Origin of the sequence: Streptomyces sp. NPDC090798 (assembly GCF_044768965.1) — a bacterium.
Classification (GTDB): Bacteria; Actinomycetota; Actinomycetes; order Streptomycetales; family Streptomycetaceae; genus Streptomyces.
Window position 1 is genome coordinate 710,577 of sequence record NZ_JBIVXA010000001.1, and the last position, 15,654, is coordinate 726,230.

General features: G+C 70.9%; 13 protein-coding genes and 1 pseudogene. 5 read left to right on the forward strand and 9 right to left on the reverse strand.

The window, feature by feature from the left end; genetic code table 11:
- Positions 1 to 12: 12 nt before the first annotated feature.
- From ACIQTP_RS03245 to ACIQTP_RS03260, 4 genes are read right to left on the reverse strand one after another with little or no spacing between them, the layout of a single operon-like run.
- A complete protein-coding gene (locus ACIQTP_RS03245) occupies positions 13 to 1,062 on the reverse strand; it encodes an ABC transporter ATP-binding protein (RefSeq protein ID WP_403395715.1) in 1,050 nt (349 codons plus the stop codon).
- A complete protein-coding gene (locus ACIQTP_RS03250; protein ID WP_403396085.1) occupies positions 1,059 to 3,035 on the reverse strand; it encodes a dipeptide/oligopeptide/nickel ABC transporter permease/ATP-binding protein in 1,977 nt (658 codons plus the stop codon). The genes ACIQTP_RS03245 and ACIQTP_RS03250 overlap by 4 nt, the downstream gene beginning before the upstream one ends.
- The gene (locus ACIQTP_RS03255; RefSeq protein ID WP_403395716.1) at positions 3,035 to 3,994 is read right to left on the reverse strand and encodes an ABC transporter permease; all 960 of its coding nucleotides are present in this window, start codon (positions 3,992 to 3,994) and stop codon (positions 3,035 to 3,037) included. Before ACIQTP_RS03255 ends, ACIQTP_RS03250 begins: the two co-directional genes overlap by 1 nt.
- Before the next feature lie 5 nt (positions 3,995 to 3,999).
- Positions 4,000 to 5,628, reverse strand: coding sequence for an ABC transporter substrate-binding protein (locus ACIQTP_RS03260; protein WP_403395719.1), 1,629 nt, complete (start codon positions 5,626 to 5,628; stop codon positions 4,000 to 4,002).
- Positions 5,629 to 5,838: 210 nt separating this feature from the next.
- On the opposite strand from ACIQTP_RS03260, the gene ACIQTP_RS03265 reads away from it, so the two are divergent.
- On the forward strand, positions 5,839 to 6,588 hold the full coding sequence (locus ACIQTP_RS03265; RefSeq protein ID WP_403395721.1) for a FadR/GntR family transcriptional regulator: 750 nt from the start codon (positions 5,839 to 5,841) through the stop codon (positions 6,586 to 6,588).
- Between the two features lie 37 nt (positions 6,589 to 6,625).
- Here ACIQTP_RS03265 and ACIQTP_RS03270 read toward each other — a convergent pair whose 3' ends face one another.
- From ACIQTP_RS03270 to ACIQTP_RS03280, 3 genes are all read right to left on the reverse strand, one after another.
- Positions 6,626 to 7,747, reverse strand: a complete 1,122-nt coding sequence (locus tag ACIQTP_RS03270) for a hypothetical protein (protein WP_403395723.1) — start codon at positions 7,745 to 7,747, stop codon at positions 6,626 to 6,628.
- Between the two features lie 101 nt (positions 7,748 to 7,848).
- Entirely contained in the window at positions 7,849 to 8,697 is an 849-nt protein-coding gene (locus ACIQTP_RS03275; RefSeq protein WP_403395725.1) for an ABC transporter permease, read from the reverse strand.
- A complete protein-coding gene (locus tag ACIQTP_RS03280) occupies positions 8,694 to 9,608 on the reverse strand; it encodes an ATP-binding cassette domain-containing protein (protein WP_403395727.1) in 915 nt (304 codons plus the stop codon). Before ACIQTP_RS03280 ends, ACIQTP_RS03275 begins: the two co-directional genes overlap by 4 nt.
- Before the next feature lie 134 nt (positions 9,609 to 9,742).
- On the opposite strand from ACIQTP_RS03280, the gene ACIQTP_RS03285 reads away from it, so the two are divergent.
- Both ACIQTP_RS03285 and ACIQTP_RS03290 read left to right on the forward strand, forming a co-directional pair.
- The gene (locus ACIQTP_RS03285; RefSeq protein ID WP_403395729.1) at positions 9,743 to 11,014 is read left to right on the forward strand and encodes a sensor histidine kinase; all 1,272 of its coding nucleotides are present in this window, start codon (positions 9,743 to 9,745) and stop codon (positions 11,012 to 11,014) included.
- Positions 11,014 to 11,676, forward strand: coding sequence for a response regulator (locus ACIQTP_RS03290; RefSeq protein ID WP_403395731.1), 663 nt, complete (start codon positions 11,014 to 11,016; stop codon positions 11,674 to 11,676). Before ACIQTP_RS03285 ends, ACIQTP_RS03290 begins: the two co-directional genes overlap by 1 nt.
- Positions 11,677 to 11,706: 30 nt before the next feature.
- On the opposite strand, the gene ACIQTP_RS03295 is transcribed toward ACIQTP_RS03290, so the two are convergent.
- Complete coding sequence (locus ACIQTP_RS03295; RefSeq protein WP_403395734.1) at positions 11,707 to 12,075, reverse strand: GNAT family N-acetyltransferase; 369 nt, start codon at positions 12,073 to 12,075, stop codon at positions 11,707 to 11,709.
- Here ACIQTP_RS03295 and ACIQTP_RS03300 point away from each other — a divergent pair.
- Positions 11,970 to 12,271, forward strand: a pseudogene (locus tag ACIQTP_RS03300) (hypothetical protein); the annotation flags it as partial. The gene ACIQTP_RS03295 and the pseudogene ACIQTP_RS03300 overlap by 106 nt on opposite strands.
- A 104-nt stretch (positions 12,272 to 12,375) precedes the next feature.
- A complete protein-coding gene (locus tag ACIQTP_RS03305; protein WP_403395736.1) occupies positions 12,376 to 13,314 on the forward strand; it encodes a DUF6879 family protein in 939 nt (312 codons plus the stop codon).
- A gap of 29 nt (positions 13,315 to 13,343) precedes the next feature.
- Here the strand turns inward: ACIQTP_RS03305 and ACIQTP_RS03310 are convergent, their stop codons facing one another.
- The gene (locus ACIQTP_RS03310; protein ID WP_403395739.1) at positions 13,344 to 15,581 is read right to left on the reverse strand and encodes a PQQ-binding-like beta-propeller repeat protein; all 2,238 of its coding nucleotides are present in this window, start codon (positions 15,579 to 15,581) and stop codon (positions 13,344 to 13,346) included.
- Positions 15,582 to 15,654: the final 73 nt, after the last annotated feature.

Below are 15,654 nucleotides of genomic sequence, written 5' to 3' on the forward strand. Positions count from 1 at the left end.
CCCTCGGGACGATCAAGGCTGCTGCTGGGCGGGGATGTCGGCCACGGCGGGCGCCGCGGACACGGCCTGGGCCACCAGGTCGCGCGTCGACTGGTCCTCCTTCACAGGATGGTGGCACCGGAAGCGGTGGTCCGGCGTCGACGCGGCCGTGAAGTCCGGCATCGCGCCCGCGCACTCCTCGTCGGCCTTCCAGCAGCGGGTGCGGAACGGGCAGCCGGTCGGCGGGTGCGTGGCCGAGGGCACCGGGCCCACCAGCGGGATCGGGTCGATCGGGTCCAGGAGGCCGGGCGTGGCGGAGAAGAGGGCCCGGGTGTACGGGTGCCGGGCGCCGTCGCTGACCCGGGCGGCCGGGGACTCCTCCACGATCCGGCCGAGGTACATCGTGATCACCCGGTCGCTCATCCTGCGTACCGTCTGGATGTCGTGCGAGACGAAGACCAGGGCCAGGTCCAGGCGCTCCTTCAGGTCCAGCAGGAGGTTGAGGATCTGGGCGCGGACCGAGACGTCCAGCGCGCTCGTCGGTTCGTCCGCCACCACCAGGTCCGGGTCGAGGGCCAGGGCGCGCGCGATGGCCACCCGCTGGCGCTGGCCGCCGGACAACTGGCCGGGCAGGGCGTCCGCCAGGGCGCGGGGGAGGCCCACCAGGGACATCAGCTCCCGCACCCGGTCGTCCCGTTCCCGTGCCGTGCCGCGCCGGTGCACGTCGAGGGGGTCCCGCAGGATCCGGCGCACGGGCAGCCGGCGGTTCAGGGCCGTAGAGGGGTCCTGGAAGACCATGCCCGTGCTGCCGCCGACGGACGCCCGTCGCTCGGCGGGCCGCATCGACCACAGGTCACGGTCACGGAAGCGCACGGTGCCGGACGTCGGCCGCTGGACGCCCACCAGCACCTTCGCCAGCGTCGACTTCCCGCACCCGGACTCGCCGACGACGCCGACCGTCTCGCCCGGCACGATGGTGAGGTCGGCGCCGGTCAGGGCGTACACCCGGTCGCGGGTGAACAGGCCGCCGGAGCGGGCCTTGTGGACGACATGGGCGTCGGAGAGCGTGATGAGCGCGTTCACCGGACGGCCTCGCTCTCCGTGGTGATCAGATCGACCGCGGGGTGATGGCACGCGGCCGTGTGGGTCCGGGTGCCCAGCAGGTCGGGCGCCGTCGTCCGGCACACCTCGCTCGCCAGTGGACAGCGGTCGGCGAACCGGCAGCCCGCCGGGAAGTCGGCCGGGGCGGGCACGACCCCCTTGATCTGCGTCATCCGTTCGGCCGCCGACTCCAGGGACAGGACGCTCCCGAGCAGGCCGCGCGTGTAGTGGTGGGCCGGCGCCTCCACCAGGTCCGCCGTCACGCCCGTCTCCACGATCTGCCCGCCGTACATCACCACCACCCGGTCCGTGACGTCCGCGACGAGTGCCAGGTCGTGCGAGACGAGGACCAGCGCGAAGCCCAGCTCTTCCCGCAGCTTCAGCAGCAGGGTGATGATCTGCGCCTGGACCGTCACGTCCAGGGCCGTGGTCGGCTCGTCCGCCACGATCAGCTTCGGGCCCCGGGACAGGGCCATCGCGATCAGGACCCGCTGGCGCTGGCCGCCGGAGAGCTCGTGGGGATAGCTGCGCAGGGTGCGTTCGGGGTCGAGACCGACCAGAGCGAGCAGCTGCGCGGGGGTCTGTCTCCCACCCCGCCGCACCAGCTGCTTCAGCTGCGCCCTGATCGTCATCGCCGGGTTCAGGGACGACAGCGCGTCCTGGTAGACCATCGCCATCTCATGGCCCAGCAGACGGCGCCGTACGCGCATCGGCTCGCCCACCAACTGGCGCTGGTCGAAACGGACCTGGCCCCGGACCCGGGCCCCCTTCGGTTCCAGGCCCATCACCGCGAGCGCCGTCAGCGACTTGCCGCAGCCCGACTCGCCGACCAGACCCAGGACCTCACCGGGGTGCACGTCGAAGCCGATGCCGTCGACGATGTCCACACCGCCGTGCCGGTTGTCGAAACCGATGGCGAGGTTCTCCACGGAGAGGACGGGCCGGCCGGTGGGCAGGGGGCGGGCCCGGGAGCGCAGGCGGGCGGCGGCCTCCGTCAGACCGGGGAGTTCGAGGACCTCTCCGCTGCCGGGCTCGGGCGCCTCCAGCCGGTCACCGGCGGTCGCCGTCGCCGCCACCTCCCGTGCCGCGGGGGCCGCCCACGCGTCCGAGACGCCCTCGGAGAGGATGTTCAGCGACAGCACGGTGATCAGCATCAGCAGGCCCGGGAAGACCGTCGCCCACCAACCGCCGGTCAGCACCATGTTCTTGCCGTCCGCGATGACACTCCCCCAGGACGGGTCGGGGGGCCGGACGCCCGCGCCGATGAAGGACAGGGAGGCCTCGAAGACGATGGCCTCGGCGACCTGGACCGTGCAGAACACCAGTACGGGGGCGGCGCAGTTGACGGCCACGTGGCGCAGCACGATGTGCGGGGTGCGGGCGCCGATCACGCGTTCCGCCGTCACGTAGTCCTCGCCGTACTGGTCGAGGACGTTCGCGCGGACGACCCTGGCCACCGACGGGGTGAACAGGAAAGCGATCGCGCAGATCAGCACCGTGATGCCGCCGCCGAAGACCGCGACCAGGACGGCGGCCAGCGCGATGCCGGGGAACGCCATCACGACGTCCAGGCAGCGCATCAGCGTCTCGTCGACGGCCCCCCGCGAGGTCGCGGCGATCGCGCCGAGGAGCGCGCCGACGACGAGGGCGAGCCCGGTCGCGCCGAGGCCGATCGCGAGGGACCAGCGGGCGCCGTACATCAGCCGGCTCAGGATGTCCCGGCCGAGGCTGTCCTGCCCCATCCAGTGACTGCCGGAAGGGGCGCCGGTGCCGTCGGCCTGCGGTTGCTGGTCCAGCGGGTCGTGCGGGGCGAGCAGGGGGGCGAACACGGCCAGCAGGACCACGAGCGTGAGGAAGCCGAGGGCGATCCGGGAGAGGACGGGCAGGCGCCGCAGCCGGATCCCGGGCCGGGCGAGGCCCTCGGTGAGACGTCGGCGGGAGAGCGGGGGGATCATCACGTGGCATCCCTCAGTCGCGGATTGACCAGCAGATACAGGATGTCGATGGCGAGGTTGACGACCACGAACCCGGTGGCCGTGGTGAGGACGACGCCCTGGACGACCGCCGGGTCGCCGTTCTGCACGGCGTCGATCATCAGCTTGCCCATGCCCGGGAGCGAGAAGATCGTCTCGATGACGACGGCGCCGCCGAGCAGATAGCCGACGCGCAGGCCGAGCACGGTCAGTGGATTGATCAGCGCGTTGCGGAGCACGTTGCGGCCGACCACGACCACCGGCGGCAGCCCGCTGCCGATCGCCGTGCGGACGTAGTCCTTGTCCAGCTCCTCGACCACGGCCGTGCGTACGATCCGGGTGAGCTGGGCGGCGACCGGGAGGGAGAGCGCGAACGCGGGGAGCGTCATCGTCTTCAGCCAGCCGCTCAGCGAGTCCCCGGGGTTGATGTAGCCGCCGGTCGGGAACCAGCCCCGGTCCACGGCCAGGTACTGGATCATCAGCAGCGCCAGCCAGAAGCCGGGCGCCGCGACCCCGGTCAGCGACACGACCCGGATGACCTGGTCGGGCAGCCGGTCGCGGTGGATCGCGGCGGTGACCCCGCCGAGCAGCGCGAGCACCACCGCGATGGCGAGGCCGAGAAAGGTGAGCTGGAGGGTGAGCGGCAGCGCGGTGGTCACCTGATCGACGACCGGCGCCCGGGTCAGCGCGCTGGTGCCCAGGTCGCCGTGGAGCAGATCGCCGATGAAGTGGACGTAACGTACCGGGAGGGGGTCGAGCAGGCCGTTGCGCTGCCGGAAGTCGTGCAGTTGCCGAGGGGTCGGGTTGGCGCCCTGGAAGAACGCGGACGCCGGATCGACGTCCGAGAACCGCATCACCAGGAACACGAACAGCACGATGCCGAGCATCAGCGGCACGAGCAGGGCGACACGGCGGGCCAGGATGCGGACGACGGTCGTCATCTACGTCAGGCCCACTTGGCCTGAAGGAGGTTGATGCCCGGATAGGGCTGGGCCCTGATGCCCGTGAGCTTCCTGGGGTCCCAGGCCGTCATCAGCTCGTTGTGCACGACCGGGTAGAGCACGGCCTGTTCGGCGACGACGTCGATGTAGTCCTGGATCATCGTCTTCTTCTTGTCGGCGTCCGGCTCCCGCGTCGCCAGGTCCATGTCCTTGAAGAGCTGCCTGGCGACCGGGTCGCGAGCCCACCGGGCGTACTGCATCCACAGGTTCTCGGGGCCGTAGTTGTAGTGCATGATCAGGTCGGCGTCGAGGCCGAACTGGTTGGGGTTCGAGGCGGCGGCCACCACCTGGTAGTCCTGCTTCTGGTCCATCTTCGTGAAGACGGCCGTCGTCTCCTGCGGCGAGAGCGTGGTCTCGACGCCGATCGCGTCCCAGGACGCCTTGATGGTCGGCAGACAGTCGACGATCCAGCTGACGTTCACGGACAGGATGTCGATCTTCAGCCCGGAGACCCCGGCGGCCTTCAGTAACTGCTTGGCCTTCTGCGGGTCGTACCCGTACACGGTCTTCGCCGGTCGGTAGGCCGGGTTGCCCTCGTTGAGGAACGAGCTCGACGGCTTGCCGTGTCCGTGCAGAGCGACCTCGACCATCTTGCCGGTGTCGATGGCGTAGTGCAGCGCCTGGCGCACCCGTACGTCGTCGAAGGGCTTGTGCTTGGTGTTGAACATCAGGAAGAGGTTGTTCATCCCCGCGCCGCCCTCGACGGTCATGCCGCCCTTCCCCAGCTGCTCGATGTTCGCGTACGGGATGTTGTCGGCGATCTGGGCCCCGGCGCTCGCGCCCGAGATCTTCGCGACGCGCGGGGCCGCGTCCACGATCGTCAGCCAGTTCATCTTCCTGAAGGCCGGCTTGCGCGGGCCGTTGTAGGCGGCGAACGCCTCGAAGGTGGTGTTCGACTTGGGGTGGTGGGCGGTCTGCCGGTACGGCCCCGAGCCCACCGCCTTCCCCTTGATCGCGTCGTCCCAGGCACCGGGCCGGGAGAAGACGTGCTGGGGCATGATCTTGGCGAGGGTGAGCCGCGCGATGCCTTCCGGGAAGGGGAACTTCAGCACCAGTTCGACGTTCGAGGCGTCGATCTTCCGGACCTCCTTCAGCCAGCTCGCGAAGAACCCCTTGCCGAGGGTCTGCGTCTTCGGGTCGAGGATCCGGTCGAAGACGAAGACCACGTCGTCGGCGGTGACGGGCTTCCCGTCGTGGAAGGTGGCCCCGGCCCGCAGCGTGAACTTCCAGGACGTACCGCTGAGATCGCCCGGCACCTGGGTCGCGAGCGCCGCGTAGGGCTCGCGCGAGATCGGGTCCGTGTCCAGCAGACCCTCGTAGATGTGGTTGTTGGCCGCCATGGCGAACGCGGACGCGGTCTGTGTCGGGTCCCAGCTGCCGTCGTTCCCGTAGCCGATGACGGCGGTGAGCGTCGCGTCCTTGCCGCCCTTCCCGCCGCCGGTGTCATTGGTGGACTGCGGCCCGGACGAGCAGGCCGCCAGCGAGGAGGAGAGGGCCCCGGCCATGCCGAGGGCGCCGGAGTACTTCAGGAAACCTCGGCGGTGCGGCGCCGAGTGGTCGGTCACGTCGCGCACGGTTCCTCCAGGGAGAGGTGGGAGATACGACGTCCTACGTCATGGTGGGCAGCGTGACCATAAGAGGGCCTGTGAGGGCGGTCAAGGGATCGCACACGAATGGCGTATCTTCCAGAGGTGCGACCAATGAAGGCCTGAAACACGGGTAGTTGGTGCTGAATCCGCCCGGAGGTGGGACGTCGGATGTCCAGTGAGCGTACGATGCGGCGCATGTCTGAGGAGACCGGGAACCGGCGCGGGCCCGAGCGCAGGTCCGAGCGCCGGGTGAGCAGTCAGATCCAGCGCGAGGTCATGCAGCTGATCCTCGACCGCAGACTCCAGGCGGGCGCCCCGCTGCCCACCGAGACCGAGCTGATGCAGGACCTCGGTGTCAGCCGCAACTCCGTCCGCGAGGCCCTCAAGGCCCTACAGGCCCTCGACATAGTCGACATCCGGCACGGCTACGGCACCTACGTGGGCGAGGCCTCCCTGACCCCCTTCGTCGACGGCCTCACCTTCCGCACGCTCGCCCAGCCCGACGACAAGAACGAGACCGGGGCGCTCGCGGAGATCCTCCAGGTACGGGAGGTGCTCGAGGAGGGGCTGATACGCCGGGTCGCGGCCGTGCTCACCGAGCCGGAGCTCGACCGCCTCGAAGCCGTCGTGGCCGAGATGGAGGAGGCGGGCCGCTCAGGGCGCCCCTTCCCCGAACTCGACCGCGAGTTCCACGAGTTGCTGTACGCCTCGCTCGGCAACGCACTCGTGCCACAGCTCCTGGGCGCCTTCTGGACCGTCTTCAGCCGGGTCGCCGGCGTACGCGGCTGGACCGACGACCCGTCCCCCGAAGTGACCGTCCGCCGCCACCGCGACATCGTCACCGCCCTGCGCGCCCGAGACGTGGAGGCCGCCCAACGCGCGATGGCCGACCACTTCCGCGGCATCGAGGCAAGGGCGGCCCAGGAGTCCAGGGGAGTGGGCTGAGCACGGGGTGCTGTCCGGCCCCGGGTCCTGGCCGCTTCTAGACGCCGGCCAGGCGCCACACCTGGAGTTCCTTCGTGTCCTCGTCGAGCGTGTACCAGCTGCCGTCTCCCAGGGGGTTGGGCACGCCTGATATCGGGAAGGGGTAGGCGATCTCGCCGAGCAGCCGCATGTCCCGTACGTCGACCAGCCAGTGCCGCCCCGGCCGGTACTCCTCGTCGGCCTCGGTGGTGCCCGCTATGACGGTGTGTTCGTCGAGGAAGCCGCCGTAGTAGTCCCAGCGCACATCGGGCTCGTCGTTGTCCGGGTGGAGCGCGGGGTGATCGGGGACGACCTCCTCCGCGTCCAGCTCCGACACCACCGAGCCGTCCTCGACCCGGTGCAGGGACAGGAGCTCCTGATAGTGGGTCACGGTCAGGAAGTGCTCGCCCGACGGGCTCACGGCGAGCAGGCACCGGTCGTCGTCGATCCGTTCGACGGAGAGCCGCTCGCCGTCCCAGCGGCCCCACAGCAGCGGCGCCCCGTCCTGCCCCTCGCCGACGCTCAGCCCCATCTGTCCGGGGTCCGGGTGCGACACGTGCCCCGAACCGGCGGCCACGGTCTGGGTGTCCGCCTGCCCGAGAACCGTCCCGTCCGTGGCGTCCAGCACCAGCCACTCCTCGATCACGTCCGGATCCTCGCCCCCCGCCGCGAGCGGCCCGCGCACATGGGCCCACACGAGCTTGCCGTCCGCGGAGAAGACCACCGAGCCGCTGTCGGCGTACAGATGCTCGCGGCCGACCGCGCCTTCACCGCTCTCGCCGTACTCCTCGAACGAGGTGTGCAGCTCCTGGCAGTTCCCCGCCCAGCAGCCGTGCCGCACCTCCCACAGGGTGGCGCCCCGCCGGTCCACCGCCCGCACCGCGTGCACGCCCGCGAAGACGGCGACGTCCAGCCCCGGTGCCACGGTGCACGTACCGAAGCGGCGTGGCCACGGCAACGGGAAGCGGGCCACCGTCGCCTCACCCGCGAGCGCCGCGGCCAGGTCGTACGCGGCCAGCTGGGTGTCGTCGCTCTGGAGGATCAGCGTCCGGCCGGGCAGGCACCGCTCTCCTGGGAAGCCGGCCGTGGCCGACTCCAGCGGGCCTGCGAGCGTGGTGACGAGACGGGCGCTCGCGGACATGGTTCCTCCAGTGCGCGTGATGCCGTACGGCGTTGTGTGCGTGAGGTGCACAGTACGGCCGCCCACTGACAATCCCGTACGTGCCCGTCCCGTACGACCTCTCACACGTCCCGGCGGTCCACCGCCACCACGACGATCACCGCCGACACCACCGCCCACGCCCCCAGCACCGTCCAACTGCCCGTCACCGTCGCCCCGTGGCGCGGGAGCCGGGTGAAGGGATCGCGGCCGTAGGCGATGTCGGTCAGCCGGGTCCAGGCGTTGACGGGCATGGCGTGCCGCACTGCGGCCGTCCAGCGGTAGCGGTCGGTGATGAAGCTGGGGATCAGGAGCAGGACGGCGGTGACGGCGACCATCGTGCTCGCGCTGTGCCGGATCAGGGCCCCCAACGCCATCCCCGCCAGCGCGCAGACCGGCGCGAGCAGCGCGGAGGCGACCACCACGCGCAGGGCGCCGAAATGAGCGATCGACACGGAGGCGTGACGGGTGGTGAGGATCGCCTGTGCCGAGGCGAAGGAGGCACTCGCGACGAACGCGCCGTACAGCGTCATGACCGCCGTCACCACCACGATCTTCGCCGCCATCAGGGCGCGCCGGTCCGGGACGGCCGCGAGGGTCGTACGGATCAGGCCCGTCGAGTACTCCCCGACGACCGTGATCGCGCCGATGCTCGCCGCCGCGAGGATCAGGATCAGTGCCGCTCCGTCGGTGAAGGCGTCGCGCAAGGCCAACTCCCACGCGAAGGAGCGTATTTGAGGATTGAAGCGCGGATAGTCGTGCGCGTGCACCCGCGCCGCGTTGGCGTTGAAGCCGATGACGGCGAAGGCGCCCGCGCCGAGCGCCCAGTAGGTCGAGCGCAGGGAACGGAGTTTGATCCACTCGGCGGCGAGGAGATCGGTGAACCGCGCGGCGGGGTGCGCGGGAGCTGGGGTGGGGGCGAGAGCGGTCATCGGGCGTCTCCGGCGAGGAACTCGGTGCTGTCGGCGGTCAGTTCCATGAAGGCGGCCTCCAGGGAGGCGGTCTGCGGGGTCAGTTCCTCGAGCAGGATCCGGTGCCGGAAGGCGAGTTCACCGATGCGGGCCGCGCTCAGGGCCGTCACCTTGAGGGTCCGGTCGTCGTACGGCGCCACCGCCGCCCCCTCTCCGGACAGCACGGCCGTGAGCTTCGCGAGGTCCGGTGTCCGCACGGTCACCGTCGGCCGGGTGCCGCGCGCCGCGAACTCGTGCACGCTCTCCGCGGCGATCAGCTCACCCCGGCCGATGACGATCAGCTCGTCCGCGGTGTGCTCCATCTCGGACATCAGGTGGCTGGAGACGAAGACGGTGCGACCCTCGGCCGCGAGCCTGCGAAAGAGCTCCCGCACCCACAACACACCCTCCGGATCGAGCCCGTTGAGCGGTTCGTCGAAGAGCAGCACCGGAGGTTCGCCGAGCAGCGCGGTGGCGATGCCGAGCCGCTGCCGCATGCCCAGCGAGAACCCGTCGACCCGGCGCCGCGCCGCCGCCCCCGCGAGCCCCACCTCCTCCAGCACCTCGTCCACCCGGCTGCGGGGGATGCGATTGCTCCGCGCCAGTGCCTCCAGATGGGCCCGCGCGCCGCGTCCGCCGTGGACGTCACCCGCGTCGAGCAGCGCGCCCACGTGCCGCAGCCCGCGCGGATGACGCCGGAACGGCTGCCCGTCGATCGTCGCGCTCCCGCCGGTCGGTCCGATCAGTCCGAGCAGCATGCGCAGCGTCGTCGTCTTGCCCGCGCCGTTCGGGCCGAGGAACCCGGTGACGTGCCCCGGGCGCACCTGGAACGTCAGGTTCCGTACGGCGGTGGTGTCGCCGTAACGTTTGGTCAGTTCGTTGACTTCGATCACACGGACCACCGTCTCGTCGGCGCCCCGCCCCGCGGTATCGCCCCGTGGCCGACACTCTCCCCGGCCGGTGTCGACCAGGGGTGTACGTCCCCGGACCGATGCCCGTCCACGGTCCCCGTGCCTACGATCGCCGCATGCCTGCCATGCCGCTCCCGCCCCGCCTCAAGCTCGTGCCGCCCGGTGCCTGGGTGGCCCTGGCCTGGTGCGCGAGCACGGTGTTCACCTTCCTCGCCCGCGTACGGCTCCCCGGTGAGGAGACAGCCAACGAGTTTGCCGCCGTCCAGTTCTACCGCTGGGACGGCCTGCTGTTCCTGGCCGTGTCCTGCGTCCTGGCGCTGCTCGGCAGCAGGAGGTTGCACCGACGGCCGCTGAGCGCCCTCGCCCTGCTGCTGACCGCCGCCGGCTTCCTCACCACCAACCTGGCCGTGGGAGCGATCCAACTGGCCCAGTTCCTCGCCGTCGACCTCGCCCTCTACTTCATCGCGGCCGGCCGCCCCCGCCGCACCGGAGTCACCGCCCTTTGCATGGCGCTCGCCGTCCTGGTTCTCTGGGAGTCCCTACGGCTGCTGAGCGGATGGGGCATCGGCACGCTGGAAGAGCTGACCGTGGCGCTGACGGCCTTCGTCGCCTGGCTCCTCGGTGACGCCTCCCACCGCACCCGCGAGTACGGCGAGACGCTCCGCGCCCGGGCCGCCACCCAGGCGGTCACCGACGAACGCCTGCGCATCGCCCGCGAGATGCACGACATGGTCGCCCACAGCATCGGCATCATCGCCCTCCAGGCCGGGGCGGCGGCCCGCGTCGTGCACACCCAGCCGGATGCCGCGCGCGAGGCGATGACGGCGGTGGAGACGACCGGGCGGGAGACCCTGTCGGGGCTGCGCCGGATGCTGGTCGCCCTGCGCCAGGCGGACCAGGACCAGGACCAGGACCAGGACCAGGACCAGGACCCGGACCCGGATCGGGCCCGCGCCGCCGCCGAGGCCGCCCAGCTGCGCCCGGCCGAGGGGCTCGCCGACCTCGGCCGCCTGGCCGCCGCGACCACGGCGGCGGGCGTCCGGGTCGACGTCCGCTGGAAGGGCGCGCGCCGCCAACTCCCCCCGGACATCGACCTCTCCGCCTTCCGGATCGTCCAGGAGTCGATCACGAACGTCGTACGCCACGCGGCGACGACCGCCTGCCGGGTGACGGTCGACTACCTGGAGGAGTACGTGGCCGTCGAGGTCATCGACGACGGCCGGGGCCGGGGCAGCACCACCGACACCGGCTTCGGCCTGGTCGGGATGCGCGAGCGCGTGGCCCTGCTGCACGGCGAGTTCACGGCGGGCCCCCGTCCCGAGGGCGGCTTCCGGGTGACGGCCCGACTCCCGGTCCCGGCGACGGAGACGGCGGCGGTGGCCGTCTGATGCCGGTCCGTGTCGTCCTCGCCGACGACCAGCAGCTGATCCGCACGGCCCTGCGGATGGTCATCGCCGACATCGAGGACGTGGAGGTGGTGGGGGAGGCCGCGGACGGCGAGGAGGCGGTGACCCGCACCGAGGAACTCCGACCCGACGTGGTGGTGATGGACATCCGCATGCCGGGCGTGGACGGCATAGAGGCGACCCGCCGGATCACGGCGGGTCCGGGCGAGTCGAGGATCGTCGTCCTGACCACCTTCGACGACGACGACTACGTGTACGGGGCGCTGCGCGCGGGCGCGTCGGGGTTCCTGGTCAAGGACATGGCCCTGGACGACATCATCGGTGCCATACGGGTCGTGGCGGCCGGCGACGCCCTCATCGCTCCCAGTGTCACCCGCCGTCTGATCCAGGACTTCACCTCCGCCCGCTCCTGCGAACCGACGCGTCCACGCCGCGACCTGACCGCGATCACGGAGCGCGAACGCGAGGTCCTCACCCTGGTCGGCACGGGCCTGTCCAACGCCGAGATAGCCGAACGGCTCTTCATCAGCGTCGCCACGGCGAAGACGTACCTGACCCGCCTGCTGTCCAAGCTGGACGCACGGGACCGGGTCCAGCTGGTGATCATCGCCTATGAGGCGGGGCTGGTGTCCGTGACCCGTTGAGCGGGCCCCGCGCCGGGCGGTGCGCCGAGCTCAGTGGCGCAGCGCCAGCAGAAGGCGGTCGTGGCCGGGCCCGAAATAGTCCTTCCGGGCGCCCTGTTCGGTGAAGCCGAGGGACTGGTAGAGGGTGATCGCGGCGGTGTTGGCGGGCTCCACGGTGAGCCACACCTCGTGCACTCCGTCGGCGGGCAGCCTTCGAAGCGTCTCCTGCATGAGCCGTCGGGCCAGCCCCCGTCCGCGCAGCCGCTCGGCGACACCCAGGCCCAGGATCCAGCTCGCGCGGCCATCCGCGGAGGGTGTGCGAGGACCTCGCCCTCCACGACTGGCTTCTGACGACGGTCGTACAGATGCTGGACACCAGCCGGCTCGGAGCGACCGGCGGGGCCGCCGCCGTCCTGGCACTGCGCCCGGCAGTCGACCATCTGCTGCACCTGTGGATGCCGAGGGCTCGCGTGGACCCGTCACTGGGCCTGCTCTGGGAGGTACTCGAACGAGAACCCGATTCAGCCGGCAATGGCAGACCTTGGTTCAACGCATCCGGGACCAACTGGCCCTCCAGGCAATACCGTTGCTGCGTGAGGCACTGGCGTCACGCTGATCGGAAATCCCAGGATCGATTCCGCGGGGGGAGAGGCAGGAATGGACGGATCGTCAGGGGCACCGGCACCGGCTCCGATACCGGCTCCGGGGACGGCGGAGGGCTTGCGCATACCGCCGGTTCTGCTGAAGACACTGGTCACCGTCGTCGTGGCCACCATCGCCTATGTGACGACCAACCTGATCAACCAGGACCAGAACAAACTGTGGCAACTCGCGGTTTCCATCGTCATCGGCGGCGCGACACTCATCGTCCAGTACATGGTCGACTTCGAACGGCGGCTGGCGTCGGTGGAGACCGGTCAACAGGGGCACGCTCGGGAGGTCGCCGACCGTCTGACCGCCCACCACCGTGAGATGCGGACCCTGGTCGACCGTCGGTTCACGGACATCAGCGAGGCGACCGAACTCTTCGACACCCTCGACCACTCCATGCTCCGACTGGACGGGGTGACGCGGCTGGCCCGCGGTGCCACGCGGGTGAGTTCCCTGGGTCCAGGCCTCGTGAGCGCCTTCGCCCGCGAGGAGATCGATCGCCTCGCGTCGGTCATGGAGAACCTCACCACGATGAGCGCCGACTGCCCCGGCGAGAACCACGACTGGCTGATGGCCCTCACCAAGTGCACCACCGGGACCATGGACGCCACCAGCAGTTTCGTGGAGCGAAACTACTGGGACAGCGAGCCCGCCCTCCGCTATCTCCAGGCACAGGCGGAGGCCATCACCCAACGGGGTGTGAAGGTACGGCGCCTGTTCATCGTGCAGGATCCGGAGGGCGTCGATCCGGACCTGCTCCGACTCTGCGAAGAGCAGAGGAACATGGGCGTCGACACGCGCGTCGTAACCCTGTCCGAGCTCCCGGGGAACGTCCGCCGCGGTGCGACGAACGACTTCGTCATCTTCGACGAGGCGCTCTGCTACGAAGTGGAGCCGGACCTGTTGCACGTGAACGCCAAGACGACACTCAACGCCCGCGAGGATCACCTCAGGCAGCGGGTCAAGCGGTTCCGGGAGCTCTGGGACCTGGGCCGCAGCGATACGTGACGTGACGTGAGGTCGCGTCACGCGGCGCGTCAGTGCGTTGACGCGGCCGGCTTCGGTGTGACCTTGGGGTGGTCCGGGCGTATGGAGAAGGCCGTGTCGCCGGCCACGGCCACGATCGCGTCCTTCACGAGCAGCAGGCTCGGGACCGTGGTCTCCGGCGAGTTCCCCGGGTTGTCCAGCTTGTCCGTGTTCCACCGCGCGGTGCCGGTCGCGCGGTCGAGCGCGAGCAGCCGGCCGTAGCGGTTGGCGAGGAAGAGGTCGTCGTACGTCGTCGACAGCACCGGCTTCGACAGATTCTCGATCTGCGTCTCACGCTGCCAGATCCGGGCGCCGTCGCTCACCCTGACCGCGGTGACGGTCCCGTCGGGCCGGACGAAGTACACGACGCCGCCGAGGAGGGTGACCGAGCCGCGCGGGGGGCCCGCCAGGGGGATCCGGACGAGGGCGCCGCTGGTCGGGTTCACCCTCAGCAGGCTTGCGTACGGGGTGTCCGTATCGTCGGCGAACTCGTCCTCCGCCGCGTTCCGTGGCACCGCGAACAGCGGCTGCCCGCCGACGGTGCCGAGCGGCACCACCCCGCGGGGGAGCGTGGCGAGGCCGTGCGCCGTGCCGTCGGCCGGGTCGAGGCGCACCAGGCCGGTCGAGCCCGTGTCGGTGTTCTCCGGCGTGCACAGGCCGTAGGGGACGCCGTCCAGGGCCAGTGGGGTGCAGGAGTTGCCCGCCGACGACTTCGCCGGGGCCCGCCACAGGTCCTTGCCCGTTCTGGCGTCGAAGGCGACGAACCGCGTCCCGTCGTTACCGTCGTCCGACTTGGCCAGGGCGCCGCCTTTGAACAGGACGGCGGGCCTGACTTCGTTGATCGGGCGGTACCAGAGCCGTTTTCCGGTGCCGGCGTCGAGGGCGACCAGCCGCCAGGTCTCGCGCACGTTCAGGCCCGGCTTCTCGTAGGTGTACACGATCCCGTCCCGGACACCGAGCGGCAGCGTGGTCTGCGGGCTGTGGCCGACCCGCCACTCCACGCGGCCGGAGGCGGCGTCGAGCTTGGCGGCCGTGAAGCCGGACCCCGCGCAGTACAGGGCGGAGCCGCCGGACACACAGCCGGAGTCCGAGCCGCTGACGGAGATGTCCGCGTACGCCTTGTCCGGGGCCTGGGTGAGGTTCGCACGCCAGGGCCCCCAGCGGGCGGGGAGCACCGGGGCGGGAGAAGCGGCGGCGCGGGACACGGGCGTCCGGCCGCCGGGCGTGCCTTCGGAGGTCTTCGGGCCCGACACCAGGTAGTACACCGACGCGGACACCGCCGTGACGGCCAGGGCCGCGCCGAGGGCGACGAGGAGGCGTACCCGGCGACCGCGGCGGCCGGTGCCGGTCGAGGTCGTCGTGTCACCGTGCTTCCGGGCGGCCCTGCGGCCTCCCGCGAAGGTCGACAGGCCCGACGCGGCCGGGGTGGCCGTCACGTCCGGCAGGTCCCTGAACAGCCGGTGCAGCTCGGTGAGGTCGGGCCGGGCGGTCGCGTCCTTGTCCAGACAGCGCTCGGCGATGCTCCTGAGGGGCTCCGGTACGCCGTCCAGCACCGGCTGCTCGTGCACCACCTGGTAGCCCGTCATGTACGGGCTGCCGCCGTCGAAGGGACGGTTGCCGGTGGCCGCGTACACCAGCAGCGAGCCCAGCGAGAACACGTCCGAGGCGGCGGTGACGTCCCGGGGCGAGGCGAACTGTTCCGGGGACATGAAGGGCGGTGTGCCGATCAGCCGTCCCGTCACGGTGAGGGCCTGGTTGTCGGCGGCGCGCGAGATACCGAAGTCGATGACGCGCGGACCGTCCTCGGCCAGCAGGACGTTGCTGGGCTTCAGGTCCCGGTGCACCACGCCCGCCTCGTGGATGTCCCGCAGCGCCTCGACGAGCCCCAGCGCCAGCGTACGTAACGCGTGCCCGCCCAACGGGCCTTCTTGCGCCACGATTTCGGAGAGCGTTCGGCCCGGTACGTACAACGTTGCCATCCACGGCACTTCGGCGTCCGGATCGGCGTCCACCACGGGAGCGGTGAACGCTCCGCTCACCCGGCGGGCCGCCGAGATCTCCTGCCGGAAGCGGACGCGGAACTCCTCGTCCTGCGCGTACTGCGCGTGCACGACCTTGACCGCGACCTGCCGGCCCGAGGCCGAATGTCCCAGGTAGACGACTCCCATGCCGCCGCTGCCGAGCCGGTCGACGAGCGTGTAGCCGCCTATGGACCCGATGGACTCCGATTCCCCGGTGCTCAGCGGCATGGCCGGTCACCTTTCCCAAATCCCCTGTGTCGCACGCCTGTTCTGCGGCATCACACTAGTACCTGTGCCGCAG